The 14,797-nt window shown below is 42.7% G+C and carries 10 protein-coding genes; 4 read left to right on the forward strand and 6 right to left on the reverse strand.

Going from position 1 to position 14,797, the window contains the following annotated elements:
• The first annotated feature begins 42 nt into the window (after window positions 1-42).
• The 4 genes from MTBPR1_RS16435 (at window position 43) to MTBPR1_RS16450 (ending at window position 6,790) form a co-directional block, all read left to right on the forward strand.
• Window positions 43-387: a hypothetical protein gene (locus MTBPR1_RS16435; protein ID WP_069190119.1), complete on the forward strand. Its 345-nt coding sequence runs from the start codon at window positions 43-45 to the stop codon at window positions 385-387.
• 284 nt (window positions 388-671) lie between these two features.
• The gene (locus MTBPR1_RS16440; protein ID WP_069190120.1) at window positions 672-941 is read left to right on the forward strand and encodes a hypothetical protein; all 270 of its coding nucleotides are present in this window, start codon (window positions 672-674) and stop codon (window positions 939-941) included.
• Between the two features lie 12 nt (window positions 942-953).
• The gene (locus MTBPR1_RS16445) at window positions 954-1,184 is read left to right on the forward strand and encodes a hypothetical protein (protein WP_069190121.1); all 231 of its coding nucleotides are present in this window, start codon (window positions 954-956) and stop codon (window positions 1,182-1,184) included.
• A gap of 926 nt (window positions 1,185-2,110) precedes the next feature.
• Window positions 2,111-6,790 (forward strand): AAA family ATPase, encoded by a 4,680-nt coding sequence (locus MTBPR1_RS16450; RefSeq protein ID WP_083223172.1) that lies wholly within the window; start codon window positions 2,111-2,113, stop codon window positions 6,788-6,790.
• A gap of 633 nt (window positions 6,791-7,423) precedes the next feature.
• On the opposite strand, the gene MTBPR1_RS16460 is transcribed toward MTBPR1_RS16450, so the two are convergent.
• From MTBPR1_RS16460 to MTBPR1_RS18195, 6 genes are all read right to left on the reverse strand, one after another.
• A complete protein-coding gene (locus tag MTBPR1_RS16460; protein WP_069190124.1) occupies window positions 7,424-8,068 on the reverse strand; it encodes a hypothetical protein in 645 nt (214 codons plus the stop codon).
• 138 nt (window positions 8,069-8,206) lie between these two features.
• Complete coding sequence (locus MTBPR1_RS16465) at window positions 8,207-9,325, reverse strand: ATPase, T2SS/T4P/T4SS family (protein WP_069190125.1); 1,119 nt, start codon at window positions 9,323-9,325, stop codon at window positions 8,207-8,209.
• Between the two features lie 2 nt (window positions 9,326-9,327).
• Entirely contained in the window at window positions 9,328-11,589 is a 2,262-nt protein-coding gene (locus tag MTBPR1_RS16470) for a hypothetical protein (RefSeq protein ID WP_069190126.1), read from the reverse strand.
• Window positions 11,586-12,929, reverse strand: coding sequence for a TrbI/VirB10 family protein (locus tag MTBPR1_RS16475; protein WP_069190127.1), 1,344 nt, complete (start codon window positions 12,927-12,929; stop codon window positions 11,586-11,588). Before MTBPR1_RS16475 ends, MTBPR1_RS16470 begins: the two co-directional genes overlap by 4 nt.
• On the reverse strand, window positions 12,922-13,968 hold the full coding sequence (locus MTBPR1_RS16480) for a TrbG/VirB9 family P-type conjugative transfer protein (RefSeq protein WP_069190128.1): 1,047 nt from the start codon (window positions 13,966-13,968) through the stop codon (window positions 12,922-12,924). The genes MTBPR1_RS16475 and MTBPR1_RS16480 overlap by 8 nt, the downstream gene beginning before the upstream one ends.
• Window positions 13,955-14,746, reverse strand: a complete 792-nt coding sequence (locus tag MTBPR1_RS18195; protein WP_069190129.1) for a hypothetical protein — start codon at window positions 14,744-14,746, stop codon at window positions 13,955-13,957. The genes MTBPR1_RS16480 and MTBPR1_RS18195 overlap by 14 nt, the downstream gene beginning before the upstream one ends.
• Window positions 14,747-14,797 lie beyond the last annotated feature (51 nt).

Consider the following 14,797-nt stretch of genomic DNA (forward strand, 5'->3'; position numbering starts at 1 on the left):
AATAGTTATTTTCTTTTCAATTCAATAATGGGTGTATGTAACATGTCTAACAAAATTAAAATAGTTTGTACCTCTTGTGGTAATAACGAAATCTTAGTTGATGCATATGCGACATGGAGTATTGAACTGCAAAAATATGAATTAAGCTCAACCTTTGAAAAAGCGCACTGTGAAAAATGCGATTGCATGGTTTCATTTCATGAAGTGAAAATAGATGCTGATCCAGAAGAACAAACTAAGCCGCAAAATACATTACAAAAGATAATGGCTGCGGAAAATATTCTAAACGTTTGGCTTATTGATCATACAGAAAACGTATTTGAAGAATTCCCTGAGATTGATGAAGCGCGACTGTTGTTGTCGGAATGTCTTGAGGTAATGAAATAAAAAAAAATCGGGTGCTGCGGAAAATGCGGCACCTATTTTTTTGTTTTCATTTTTGCGGCATTGCTAATGGCCGCACCCTAATCGGGCGCGAGGTTGTTTAACGCCCCTATGGGGCTTAGGCCCTTCGCCCGAATATTCAATCCCAAGCCCTTCGGGTCAAAAGGGGCTCGTGTCCTCGGCTACGCCTGCGGGCCGCGCAATCGCCCCTTTTGAGGATTGATTATTCTCCTCCGCTTTTTGTCTGCAAGTAAGAAGTCGAAGCGGTATTAACCAAGGAGCTTAAAATGTTTATCATCATCAAAAGAGATATTCCATCTTCCATCAATGAGAACATTATGTGTGACTTTGAAAAGGCAGCAATGCTTCTTACAAAACCTTGTCATATCTCTTTTATCTTCGAAGGTTTCTTTAATGATGATGAAACTCAAATCACAAAAGACAATACAAAATACACTCACCTTGAAGAAAGGTTAGAGCAGTATAAAGCAAAAGCAATCGCAGCACGTCAAAGGAGTGTCGCAATCTTTAAATCAAAACAAGAGCAAGTAGGGTAAAGGAATTATAAAATGATTTATTTCTTCACTAACAATAAGGTCGATAACATCACAAACAGTCTTGATGATCTAGTCGTTAACGATCTTGAAGGGGAACATATTATTACAATTGCCAATAATGGTCTTTGGACAAAAGAGAAGATCGAAAATTTAAACTATAGTGATGTATGGCCAGATGGAATGAATGATAAAGGGGCTAATGCATACTTAGGTGATAAATGGGTTGGGACAACAGAGGATTAAATTATCTAATTCATTAAACAGATTAGGGTGCTGCATTACGCAAGCACCTTTTTTTGTGTCTGACAAAATGAACGAAAAATAGAAACAGTAAACATCAATTCCAATTGCGCAAAGCGCGTAGACTTTCTTAGTTTCCACGATTTTAAAATGTAAAATGATGTGAGGTGGTGTTTTAAAAACTTGCATTAAAGCCCCTCGCGACCTGAAGACAAAATATTATAAGCATCCGATGAGGCAATGCGGTTTCAACTATCTACATTCCTAAACCAATACAATGCGTTGATGTGGATATATGGACAATCGCAAGCGAACGGTAAAGTTACCCACCCCCTTCGGGCATGGATAACTATACCTTTGACCACATATCCACATTAGAACACAACAACTCATGATGAGAGTTGCAGAAAAGGTATGTTGATTTTTTAATAATTATTCTCGCTGAATGCGATGCTCTTACGATCATCGCGGGCGGGGCGGGGGTGTGGCAAATTCGGTAAGGCCGCTTCGCGAACTTATCATTTTCCGAATTTGCCACACCCCCGCCAAGGCGCGCCTCTTTAGCAATGAGGGCATTGCGGCGCGCCTATGGCCTGTGGATATATGGACAATCGCAAGCGAACGGCACAGTTACCCACCCCCTTCGGGCATGGATAACTGCACCTTTGACCACATACCCACAGGCCACAACAACCCTTTGATGAAGCGCTACGCGCAAGTTGTTTGTTTGTCTGAAGTCAACTCGTGTCTCCCTTTGGAGACAATACGGTTTTTCACCTGATGTATGACCTAAACAAAGAAAAGGGAATGAGTATGTAAGTTACCGTTCTGGCGTTAATACGACGTAGGAGTATTTCTTGACGACATGCGCACTTATTGTATAATGCTTCCACTTCGTGAAAACATTATACGTGGGCCTACGGCGTTTTATGGGTTGGATACATTATCAGCGGCAAGTTATTTACCGACATGGAGGTAATCTCCAATCAGTTGGTAATGCTGCATATATCCATCGTCGCGAAGGATATGACACGCTCAATAGAGAGCATTTCAATTACACAGATAGAGATGATCTTTTGTCTTCAGGAATGACAGTTCCAGATGATGCACCAGAGTGGATTAAGCAACATGCGCGTGATGGAAGTTATGTTGAGTTCTGGGAAGATATTGAAAATCGTGAAAATCAATATTTAGAAAACCGCTGGCACAAACAAACCAGTGACACGATTTTAGAAAAACAAGCAAAGGCAATGTCTTATTTTCGTGAGATCGTTGCTATTCCAAATGAGCTTAATAAAGAACAGTCTGTTCGCTTTATTGAAGATTTCATAAAAGAGAGTTATGCGGATAGAGGCATAGTCACACAGCACGCAATCCACTGGGAAGATAATAATCCACACGCACACATCATGGGTGTTGTGCGCAAGGTTAATGAACAAGGTCTTAGTTCACGCCATGCAGATTTTGGTTCTACATTTTTTAAACAACGCGATTTACTGGAATTGTCTCGTAAGACATATGCAGATATCGGAAACCGTCATTTAGTGGAAGCAGGACATGAACCACGCTTAGATCATCGTTCTTACAAAGATCAAGGTTTGGATATCGAACCAACTGTGCATGAAGGATATCATGCGCGAAAGATGCATGAAGAAGGGAAAACATCAAAACTCGTAAGTGAGAATGATCGTATCAGAGCAGATAGGGCCGCTAAGTTCGATAAAGTAGCGGATATGATTGTTAAGGATATCAATCTCACCAAGGCGACATTTACAGAAGCAGACCTTATGCGCCAAGTATCAAACGTTGTTGGTGAGGATTTGACCGCCTATAACGTTCTATCTGCTAAGGTTATGGCACATCAAGACCTTGTGAAAGTTGGTGTTGATCTACGTGGAAAAGATCGTTTCTCAACAATTCAATATGTTGAAACAGAGAAAAAGATGTTTGCGGCCTTGGATCGTTTGCAAGCACAAGAAACAGCCATTTCAATCAATCATGAACGAGTGAATGAGAAGATTGCAAAAGATTTCTCTTTTCTAAATAGGCAACAGCGAAGAGCAATCGAACGTATTATTTCTAAAGAGAGTATTGTTGTCATTGAGGGTAGGGCTGGTTCCGGTAAGACAACACTTGTGGAAGTCGCAGCTGATGAACTGAAAACATCCGGTTATAAGGTTCGTGGTATGTCACTTGCCGGGGCGGCAGCAGAAAATCTTGAATTAGAGGCAGGCGTTAAATCAACTACAATTGATAAGTTCCTCTATCCAGACAAGCTGCGTGAAGATGCAGAGGTTGCTTTGCAATCTGGCAAGAAAGATTTAGCGGCAGCATTGATTGAACGTGCAGAGCGTCTTGAGATTGATCAGAAGCTTCTTCCCAATGAAGTTGTCTTTGTCGATGAAGCGGGTATGTCTGGCACTAAACATCTTGAAAAGGTTCTCACTAAAATTGCCGATGCAGGGGCCAAGGCGGTTCTTATTGGTGATAGTGCGCAGAAAAAGTCAGTTGCGGCGGGTGGAGCCTTTGAGGAGATATCCAGACGAACAAACGCAACTATTCTTTCTGATATTCGTCGTCAGAACATTGAATGGCAGAGAGAAGCTAGTATCAATCTTTCAGATGGTGATGTTCGTAAAGCCCTTCACGCATACAATGATCATGATCGTGTTTTCATTGGTTCACGCCAAGAGATGTTTGAAAATCTCGTTGGTGATTATGTCGGCTCATTGCAGGGTGAAATCAAGAATACTGCCGAACGTTTGACGATGGCCGCGACGAATAAAGACGTTGGTGAATTGAATGCAGCTATTAGGGAAAGGCTTGTTGAAAGAGAACTTATAGAGAATACACATAACATCCGTGGGCGAGATTGGGGTGTTAATGATCGTATCGTATTCCTGAAGAATGAAAATAACGATCTTAACGTGAAGACTCTTTCAGGTGATGGGGTAGGGGTCAAGAACGGTTCATCCGGTTTCGTTGAACAGATCTTTGAAAAAGGCAAGGCCGTTTACTTTGATGTTCGCCTAGATAGTTCAGAACGATTAGTGCGTTTTCGCGCAGATCATGGAAACGTCAATTTCAATCATGCCTATGCTGTCACAATTGATAAAGCGCAGGGTAAAACCGTTGACCGGGCCTTCCTATGGTCATCTGAGCATATGAGAAGTGATGCAGCCTATGTAGGTCTGACACGCCACCGGGACGATGTGAAACTTTATGCTGATGATCATCTTATAGCTGGTGATGTTGATGATCTGGCCAGTGTCTTTAATCGCACAGACAATAAAGATCTGGTTTCTGATTATAACCCGCCAGATAATCTTGTGGGTGTTCAGCAAGATATGAACCGTTTCCGTGAAATCGGTGATGAACTTAAATCCATGTATTCCGATATGCAATTGGAGGCCTTGGAGCAGAATAAAGAATTTTATGAACTGGAAGGCTTTGAAACTTTCTCTGAGTTAAGTGCAGAACGAAATGACCTGGCAAGGCGGGCATTAGATGATTGGAAAGACTATGCAAAGGCTGTTCGTCAAATTAACGTGACACAGGAACAGCTAAAAGTTCTCGTCGGTGATATGGATAAACCACTTACGAAAATTGAAAAGGTCGCCTTTGAACAGTTGCGTGATTACGCCGATGTAACAGAACATGCGCGAGACCTCTGGAATGAAATTAAGGTAAGTCATCCTGGTTACGCTAGCCGCTTGCATCCTAAATGGCAAGAGTACGACCAATTGCGCCTGGAACGTAATGGCTACGCTCATAAGTTCCTTCAGGAAAAAGAACTATACGGTCCATTGGTGAAGTTTGTTAAAGACAAAGCGAAGGATCAAAAAAGTCCACATGCGATGGTCAAGAATGGAGAAAAGCCAAAACAGCGCATTAGCTGGAAGGGGATCAAGTCACAGGCGCAGCAATATGAAAGTGTCATTGATCTGCGTAAAATTAAAGTAAGTGCAGATGATATTGCATTCTCTAATATTGACAAAGTTGAAACTTATATTGATGCACGTTCATTAGCAGCGAATACATATGAAGAATTAAAAGACCAAAAAATAGCAACGAAATCACCAATATTTGAAATTGAAGGGTATAGCAAATGGCGTGAACAAATGGCCAAAGTGGAGCGAATGGCATTTACCTTGCGTGAAGATGGTCAAACTGATATTTGGCGTTTGCATGGGATTAAAGAAACAGAAATTCATCGTCATGCACGTAATCATGAATTACGACTTGCCATTGATGATTATAATCAAGTGCCAACTAACGATTACAAAACTCGTGATGCAAAAGCATTTGGTATTGAGAGTATCGTTGCTCAAGACCCTGAAAAACGGGCAGGGAAAGCCGTTGTTGGTTTGGCCAAAGAAGTTGAATCCGACTATTGGAAGATTAAACGTCATGCCGCATATCATGAGTTACGTGGTTTAGATCGTGTTGGTGACAAGATCGACGCAGGCCGCATCATGGAACATTATGATAGAGCCAGCCGCGCTGTCAGTGAATTGCGCAAAGAAGCCAAAAGAGCAGGGCTGAAGCCTTGGGGTGATCTTTATGGTGATCGTCATCGGGATCTGATTAAACAACGTGAGAAAGCAGCATGGACTATTCATAATCGTGGTTTAGAAAGTGTGGCTACAAAGTCTTCAAAATATCCAGAAATGTTCCGCAAGGATGTTTTGAGCCACGGCATTAGAAATGCACTTGAAGGCTATAAGAAAGCTGAAGAGATTGGCCAACTGCAAGTGCGTGATAAGAAGGCTGCGGAGGTTATGCAGCGTCTTAATCAGCATCCAGCATATAAGATAGCTAAACATATGGGTGGTTACGCTTGGAGCGAAGGCGTGTCACTTTATAGTGTTAAAGAGAATGCTTACTTCCATACAATGCGTAATATTGCCCTGTCTAAAGGTCATGAACAGGTGGCCAAAGTTGTGGACGCCACGCAGGAGTATATGAATATTCGCCGCCGGGTTGGCCTGGCCGGAGATATTATGGCGAAGACAGGCAATAAAGAACTCTTCAAAAAAGAACTTCATTTGCGCAATAAGCAAGCTTCAAAAATTGTTGAACTCGGTGGTTCTGAATTTACGACCAAACTGGGGCTGAAGCCGGAACAAGTTAAAGAACAGGCCAAGGCATATCGACTTGATAAAGCTATCACGGCTTATACGAAAGCTGATGAACTGAAACTTAACAAAGGGCGGATTGCACTTGATATTGTAAGATATGGGGTAGATGTAACAGGGAAGTTCGATAAAGAAACAGCACAGCTTCTGAAAAGAACAGGTATTGAACAAGAAGTGCTTAAAAGAGATGCGTCAAATGCCATTATGCGAGATCGTATTCAACAGGGTAAGGATGCCGATGGTAAGCCAGCACAGACAGTACGTGACCAGATTAATGATCATAAATTCAAAGACGCATTTGCTGAAGATCGACAAACGGCTAACAAACACCGCAATGCATTTGAAGCATTAGAGAAAGAAACCAGAGAGCTCAAAGATTATTATCGTCAAAAACAGGCGACAGATGCTGTTCAGAAATCACTGAAGCCGATGAAAGCTATTGTCAAAGGTTTGGATCTGGATGGGCCATGATGGAAAGTGATTCCATTTTGATACCTATTCTTCCCGGGTAATCATGTCTTCAGCAGCAGATCTCGTGCCGGCAATGCTTCTGTAACTGAAGAAATAGGACAGCGTCTGTGACGTAAAAACGTGCCGACCGCGGCTAATCCGGAGATCGATCGCAAACCAGGTATGCCATATTAGAGCAGATAGACTTACCTTTTTTATTCATAGAACGTACAAGCTATTCTGGTCACTCATTCCATGATTAAGTCTGGTGTAATTCCGGTTGGATCAGCCCCCCAGATAAAGAAAGTAAATCCACGCCATACGACTAAAGCCACCGCTAAATATGAAAATACCTGTGCGAAACCCTTAAAGAACAGAAGGAATTCGTTTTTTTCCTCTGCTGATAAAACAGACTTGTCGAATAACTCCCTTTTTACTAAGGGGCGTGTTTTTATCCAGATAACGCTGCATATAAACACAAAACCAAGATAGTAACAGGTTTGGATGGGGGTAAGAGGGAACACGTTTAGGGAAAAAACCGATAAACTAAGAAGTATTAAGCTGGAAGCCTTATACATTTCATTTGAAAAGTCGCAATCTGGTTTCATTATTCTACAATGCTGTAAAGGGTGAAGAAAAAAAGTCTAGCACTGGTTACTTTCGGTTGGTGTCAGGGCGTATTGTTACTTTGCAGCTATAAGCACGATTATCTCGTTGTACTGCTGTATAGCATTTATCTAATGCACTCATGACTTCGGGAGTTAGAATGGGGTTCATTGATATAGCTAAATAGACACCTACAACGAGAGTAAGAATAAAATAGGTAAGAGACCCATAAAGGAGCCATTTTCGCGTAGAAGGCTTACCGTTTATTCGCGCTTCAGCAGCTTTGTTCAGGTTTCTTATAGTTGTTTCCAAAGATGCCTTAAGGTCTTCGAGGTCCCGGCCTCCCATTTCATCTTTGATACTCTTGAGGTGACTAGTGTTTTCCTTTGTAAGTATTTGAACTTCTGCAATTTTTTCTTTGTTTTCCTTGGCAATCTGCTGGGCGTTCATTACATCAGTGCCGACACGTTGAACAGTTTCTTCCTTAGCTTTGCTTGCTTCAAGGTCTCTTGTGGCAACAACAACAGCGTGGATACTTGAATTAATCTGCTGAAGGTGTTTGTTGGTTTTCTCTGCTTCAGAAACAGGTTCATTTATTTCTTCAATCTCACCTGTTGATGGATCGTGTGGCGGGGCTTCATCACGAAGATAGGCATCAAAATCTTCGAAAGAAATTCCCTCATCATTTGACATGTTTGTATTTCCTTTTTCTAAATGTTAGCAATGTTTTCAATGAATATTTTAGTTTATATTTAAGATTGTTATTCAGAGAAAGTTTAACGCCAAACGTTGTTAATTCCAAAGCTGGAGTAGGAAGCTAAACCTGCCGCTTTATCCTGTTTGTGAAGCCAAAAAGAGCTTCTCATCTTCCATTAAACCACCATCACCAAATTGAGACTGATAGTTTGGTTTTTTATAGAGACCCTTAAGATTGCGTTTCACAAACGGGTTGTGAATACGCTCCAATCTGTTGTCATTGGCGTTGTCAATATCTTCACCACCAACAAGACTTCTCCACGGGAGGTCTTCAGGATCAACGAGATCTTTAATCACACGTTTTTCACCATCACGACCCAGTTGAATGATCAGATCCAGACGACGAACAAGACCTTCCACAACGCCAGAGGCGTTGTGTCCGTCCAGCATGACGCGCGTTCTAAAACCATCCAGAAATTCCAGAGGATTGTTTGCGTGTGCAGTTGAATAAAAACTCTCATTACCCAGGTTCATGATGTTGAAACTAGGGAAGGCATTGAAAATAGAAAGCTCACCGACACCCAAAGCATCCGGATTTTCACGAATGACGGTATCCATTTTACGGTCATAACCAAGTCCGGTTCCTGTATCAAAGCGTTTGGCAATATGGCGTACTTGGTTTAAATGCGGTGCTTCCAGCTCCGCCGTATCTTCAATAAGGATAAGGCGCAACCTTGGATCAAGAAGATGAAGCAGAATTTTAAGAAAAGTTGTTTTTCCTGTGGATGTACCGCCGACTACATAGATGTTACCGCCTCTTGCCAGAACATCCATGATGATACGAATCTGTTCCGGCGTGACACCAAAATCTTCAAAGGTGGCTACAAAGGGGCGTTTGATACGGATGGAAATAGCGACCTTGTTAATGACGCTTCCCCCAAATGTACCTTGAAAACGATGGCCACCGGGTATTTGGGTGGCCACCACTTGATTGTTGAGAGTATCAAACGGAAGATCGTTGAATGTAGCTATGCCTGCCATCATGTCGTGGATCTTCATTTGGGAGAGATTATTATCAACAACACGTTCTTGATATTGCTGTCCCCAACGGTCAACCCATACCTCGCCAAATTCGTTGATATTGATTTCAGAGATTTCCCAGAACTTATCCCCTTCATTGCAGTAAAGGTAGGGATGTAGAGGTTTAAGTTCGTTGTCTCTGAGATTGCAGAAATTTGAATTACTATCAAGCATGATTAATAACCGTACTTTGCACGCCATTCTGCTACTTTGGCAGCGGTAGGATTAGGGGCGCAGTCACCTGGATTAGTACGAAGGTCGTTGTACCCAGAATGGAAATAAGCGGTACTAGCTGACCGGGTTTGTGTTGTTGAATGAGTGATATCCTCATCATATGTGTTTGAGCTGATTTCTAGACCGTCATCACGGGTGACTATTACGGTCGCTTTATAGGTGCAGGTGCGGATACTTGTAACATGCGCATTTCTACAGGTGTTAATACCGCAGACATAAGACGACATTGCATTTTGATAGGACATCTGATCATTTATGAGGGTCCAGTCGGTAGTACCTATGCCACCAAATTTTTGGCAGGCATTTTCAGGGCCAATAGGAGTGCCAGTACCAATTGGATATCCTACGTCGTCATTGTCTGCATTTGTCCACACTTCTGTTGTGGCAACATCAGCAAACTTGTTACAATCTTCATAAGAGTAAGTACCTGTCGGACGATCTTCTGTTTTGCTGTAAAGATAGGGAATGGCAGTTGCATCTGCTTTTACACGTGAGCTTTCCGCAATTTTTTTACCAAACTCGGTGTTGATATAAGTTTCGGTAAGTGGATAAGAATTCTTTTCTTCATTTTTATGCTCATACCCAGTGATTTCTATGTTGTGATCATAGGAACGGCTTGTATCAGCAACGCAGAGGCCATTCTTAAGCCACTGTTGGACACCGTTTTCCAAGTGGTAGTATTTCTTGGTACCAAGGCTTGTCCCACCAGACACGTCATGCAGAAAATCATTATCACCACTACATCCAGTCGTTGTTGACTTAATATCAAAAGAACCATTTGGGTCTGGCTCACATGGTGTAATATAAGGAGATCCTTCTGGTGTAACGATATACTTACGGATCTGTTTAACGTACTTCATGACACCTTCAGAATAGTTTTCATCAGGGCCACATGATGTACGGTCATATTCATGAGGGTAGGTTACACCGTTTTCGATGCAACCTCGCGCTTGTTGAGTAGTTCCCAGTTTGTCATAAACGTAGCGAGAGAGTTGCGCTGAATAACCATCTGCATCTTTGAAATAATCCTTAATTCCACAGATATCTGTGGTTTCAGTAATCGGTACAGGCTTATAGGTATCATCCTCAAAGTCTTTACAGTCTTCGACGGTTTCAAGATTGTTATTTACACCTCGATAGACGCGTTTGGCCTGCGGATAGGCTTTCTTTTCTGCACTAACCATATCTTCTCGCCAATTCGGGCAAAGAGACGGATCATCTACGATATCAAAAATATAATCAGGATCTGTGTCTTTACGGCAATCGCCTTCGGCATCAATGAACTTTTGACCATCTACCGGGTGCATGTAGTAGTATCGGAAAGTAGATATGGCCTTATCGCCCTCAATAACATCAGGACAAGATGCGCGACCTTTTTTCAAATCCCATGTGGTGCCGCTAGGTGTACAGTTTCCATCAGGTACACCATCATGAGTGAACTGATTTAATTCTACCATTTTTTCGGTGGTGAAATCTGGTTCAGGGGCGCATCCTTCAGTTGTTAGACCTTGCGCCGGAATATCTTCAACTTCGGTAGGTTCAATATCGTAGCTGCCCGTTTTCCCAAGATCATTTCCTCCTTCAGTTCCGCCACCATCATCACTACCACCACCAACACGAGGTGTTTGCACTGGATCGTCTGTTTCTTCATCCTTGTCTTCAGAAAGTAGTTCTTTCTGTTGGTCTTTCTCATCCAACAGGTTTTGTGCTGTCAGGATTGCACCTTGGATATCACCTTTGGCACTCACCGCCGTTCCACTGTTTACAGAACTGCCTTCGCTTTCAATGGTGGACTGTAAAGGCGAGGGGAGAAGAGAGCGTTTAACTTCTTCTTCCCCATCTTCACTCGCTTTGGCCAAAGAGACTGCGTTCCAGGTAATCATGCCACCGATCCGCGCCAAGTCGGTTTTCGACATAGTACCGTCCCGGCGCACTTGATTAGCAGCTTCAGGAGCTAATACACCTTCAATGTTGACACTCTGAAGACCTAGAACTTGGCGCTTAACTAGGTTGCCATCTTGTTTTTCAATTACTTCCATGAAGTTCGCTTTAACCGTTGCTGGCTTTTCTGCCTCAATAACCAAAGGTTCTGCAAGTGTTACAGTTAATTCTTCATATTGGGTTTGATCTGGATTACCTTGATCCTGTGCAAAGGCACTGAAGGCAAATATGCATAAAAAGGTAAGGGTTAGAAAACGGATCATTTTTGAGCTACTCCCTGTTCATAAACAGCTTCAGGAAACCACAAATCTGCGGTTGGAATGATTTTGACCTCAAGACGCTTGTGTAATCTCAATACGTTTTTGATATTGAGTTGTTGTTGAATAATCGCAGCGGTGACTTCACCTAACTGACTGGATGTATTTGTATTGATTTGCGCAACTGCTTGCCCTGTAGAGGAAGATTGATTTTGGAAGTACGCGGCCGCGCCATACATGGCCATATCAATTGCACTGATGGCAAAGATGGTTGCGTATTTTTCCTCTTTTCGATCATCAATCTCACCTTGATAACCGCTTTTGCCTTCAACATCGGCTGCGCCGAAATCAAAGATAACGCTGGAACCATCCGGCAGGATCATGCGTCGCCACGCGACTTCTAGCCGGGTAATAGAATTATCTTCAAGAGGTTTGAATTCACCTACAATGCGTGTGCCTGGTGGGATTAACACATAATTACATTCTGATCCCATAACTGGATAAGAAACCGTAGCAACAATTCTGCCTCCAATCATGGAGTTCACCGAATTTTCGATAGATGCGTCAATATAGGCATCTTCTGTTATCACACGGCAGCGATCAACAGGATATGAAACCTCTGTTTTGGCAATTCCAATACCCTTGTAGCTTTTATCTTGATATCGCCAATGACCACTTGGCCCCTTCGCTTGTGCTTGTTGTGCTAAAGGTGATGTGTAACTAGCATTTTTGATTGCTGTAGGTCGTGCCTTATAACGTTGCTTTCGCGCTAGGTCTCGTAACAATTCCTCACGGGATGGCTCAGGCGGTGGTGGAGCCTCATACACGATAGGTTCTGGTTCAGGCTCCGGCTCAGGTGGTGGAACTGGTTTGGCTATGATGTTTGCACTCAGGGAAACACGATAAGGTTTAGCTTTGGTGTGAGCAACGCTAAGGGTTTCATTGACCAAGCCTGGTCTAGCTGTATCAAGGCTAAGGTTGATTTGACAATGTTGTCCTGGTGCAAGTTGCGGGGGACAATCATCATTGGTTTTAATATATCGTCTTGGCAACCCAAAATGGCCTACCAATAAAGGCCCATCACCAACATTCTGAAGTCTCACAGTTTTTACACTACTAAGATCTCCTTCCAGAACCGCCCCAAAATCAATGTTTAAAGGGCGCACAGCGAGCTTTCCTACCTTAGGTGGCGGTGGTGGCGGTGCTGCTGGTTCAGGCTCTGGTTCACCGATTAACTCAATTTCTTGCGTTTCGGGTATAGGTGGTAAGGTCTCGGTTTTCTGTGGTGGTTCATCTCCACAAGCACCGAAAATCGCTAGGAAAGCGCATCCCCAAGAACTAGCCATTTGGATGATCCTTATACTTGTCCTTGCGATCAATCAGAGTTGCGCAAATAATCGCTTCACCAATACCAAGAGTGAATTTCCCGGTGCGGTTAACTAGAATAAGCTGGTCTCTTGATCCTCTGGTTTGCGGCGCTAATGGCTGGTCTGTGCGATCTACTACCTGATAGATTGTCACTCTTCGCTTGCTGTCTGACTTGTCGCCTAGATCAAACAATGTCCAGTATCCATCCGTACACACGCGCTCTGGCATCAGCTCTTTTCCGGCATCGTTTAGAGGAGCTACGCGATAATCGTTACAATCGGCTTTAGTCCAATCAAAGGGCTTCTCACGTTTGTAATCCGGCTTTTTATTCATCTCGGATTTCATCGTCGTGAAAGCGTCTTCAGTCGCGATCTCTGCCTTGGCCACTTTGGTGCGTTCAACGAGATCTTCCGGTTCATCGACATACACAAAAACCGAAGCATCTGGCACAGCCTTATATTCTGTACCAATTGCTTTTACGAAAAATGTATAAAGATTGCCAAAACCGCTCCTAACGTGGAGAGTTGTATCTACACCTGAGTTTTCCGCATGTAGTGTTACGGAATGACTATCATGTTCTACTGTACCAAAAATCGTTTCTGAACCAAGGACAGGCTTAACTTTAGTGATGATTTCCCATGAAGGAAACTCAATCCAGGTTTTGCCACCAATCCCGATACAAACATGCATTGCTTTATGTTTGTGGTATTCATAGACACGAATACCAGGAGATAATTGCTTTTTGTGACCTTTGGCCTTTGGGTCACAGACAGCGTTCAACACAGCACGAGAATCAGAGAGATCGGCTCCACCTTCCAATTGAAGCAGTTCTTCGATTTCTCGATTTGTCATGTTCATGGGATCGAAGGGCTTTTCAATATAGACAACCGTTTCCTTCTTCCCTTTTGGTTTACTATGTTGGGCGGATTGTCCCCGTTGATACTTGTCTTGAGCAATAGCATTACTGCTTAAAACAAGGGTAAGTAGCAGGACTACACAAAAATTAAATTTCGCCATCTTTTTCCATTTCCCCCTTCTGTAAAGTGACGCTGTATTTATCCACGACCCAACCAATCTCATTTTGGTTTTCATATTTTGATGGCATTTTGAGATCGATGTATTTCCCATGAAGGAAAATAGACACGGTTTTTTCTTTGGGGGTGCCACGTTTAGGTTCATCAATAAAGGTGGCTTTAACGTGCCACCATCCATCACCCATATCTTCAGGTTTTGATGGCTGAACGCTTCGCGTCATTTTGCGCTTCAGCATGACCTTCTTTTTGCGCTTTAGAATGCGATTAGCTTTACGCCAGTGCTTTTTATCGGTTCGCCAATAGAGACGAGAATATCCACCCCATTTTTTATCCATAAGGGCTTTGTCAGGATGAAATGTCTCACGGTCTTGGATGTATTCAGTCACATACCTTTTGGTCATTCGAAGCGTTGAATCTGTAGCTTCTTCAACTGTGCGATAAGTGTATTCTTGGCGTTCGCTATCTATGAAGACTTCTAATAGTGGCTGAGGGATGTTCACGGTCAGTTTGTCGGCCAGCTCACGATTGTTCAGCGCAAAAACAACTAGCACTGAAAGAGATAGCGTCAACAGCATTTTGAAGAAGCGATTGTCAGTGCGTTCTTGTGTGTATTTGGACGTATTAGCCAGTTTACGCAGATATGTCTTTTCTGCCTTTTCTACAGCATCACGTTCTTTATCCTCGGCACTTTTGTTGCGAACACTGGCAATCTTGCCCAGTAATTCTTTGCAACGTGCCATTATGATTTTCAAGCGGTTCATGACGTTAATTCCCGCTTTAGATATAGTTGATATTCTTCCAAGTCTGCGTTG

The organism is Candidatus Terasakiella magnetica (assembly GCF_900093605.1).
GTDB lineage: Bacteria > Pseudomonadota > Alphaproteobacteria > Rhodospirillales > Terasakiellaceae > Terasakiella > Terasakiella magnetica.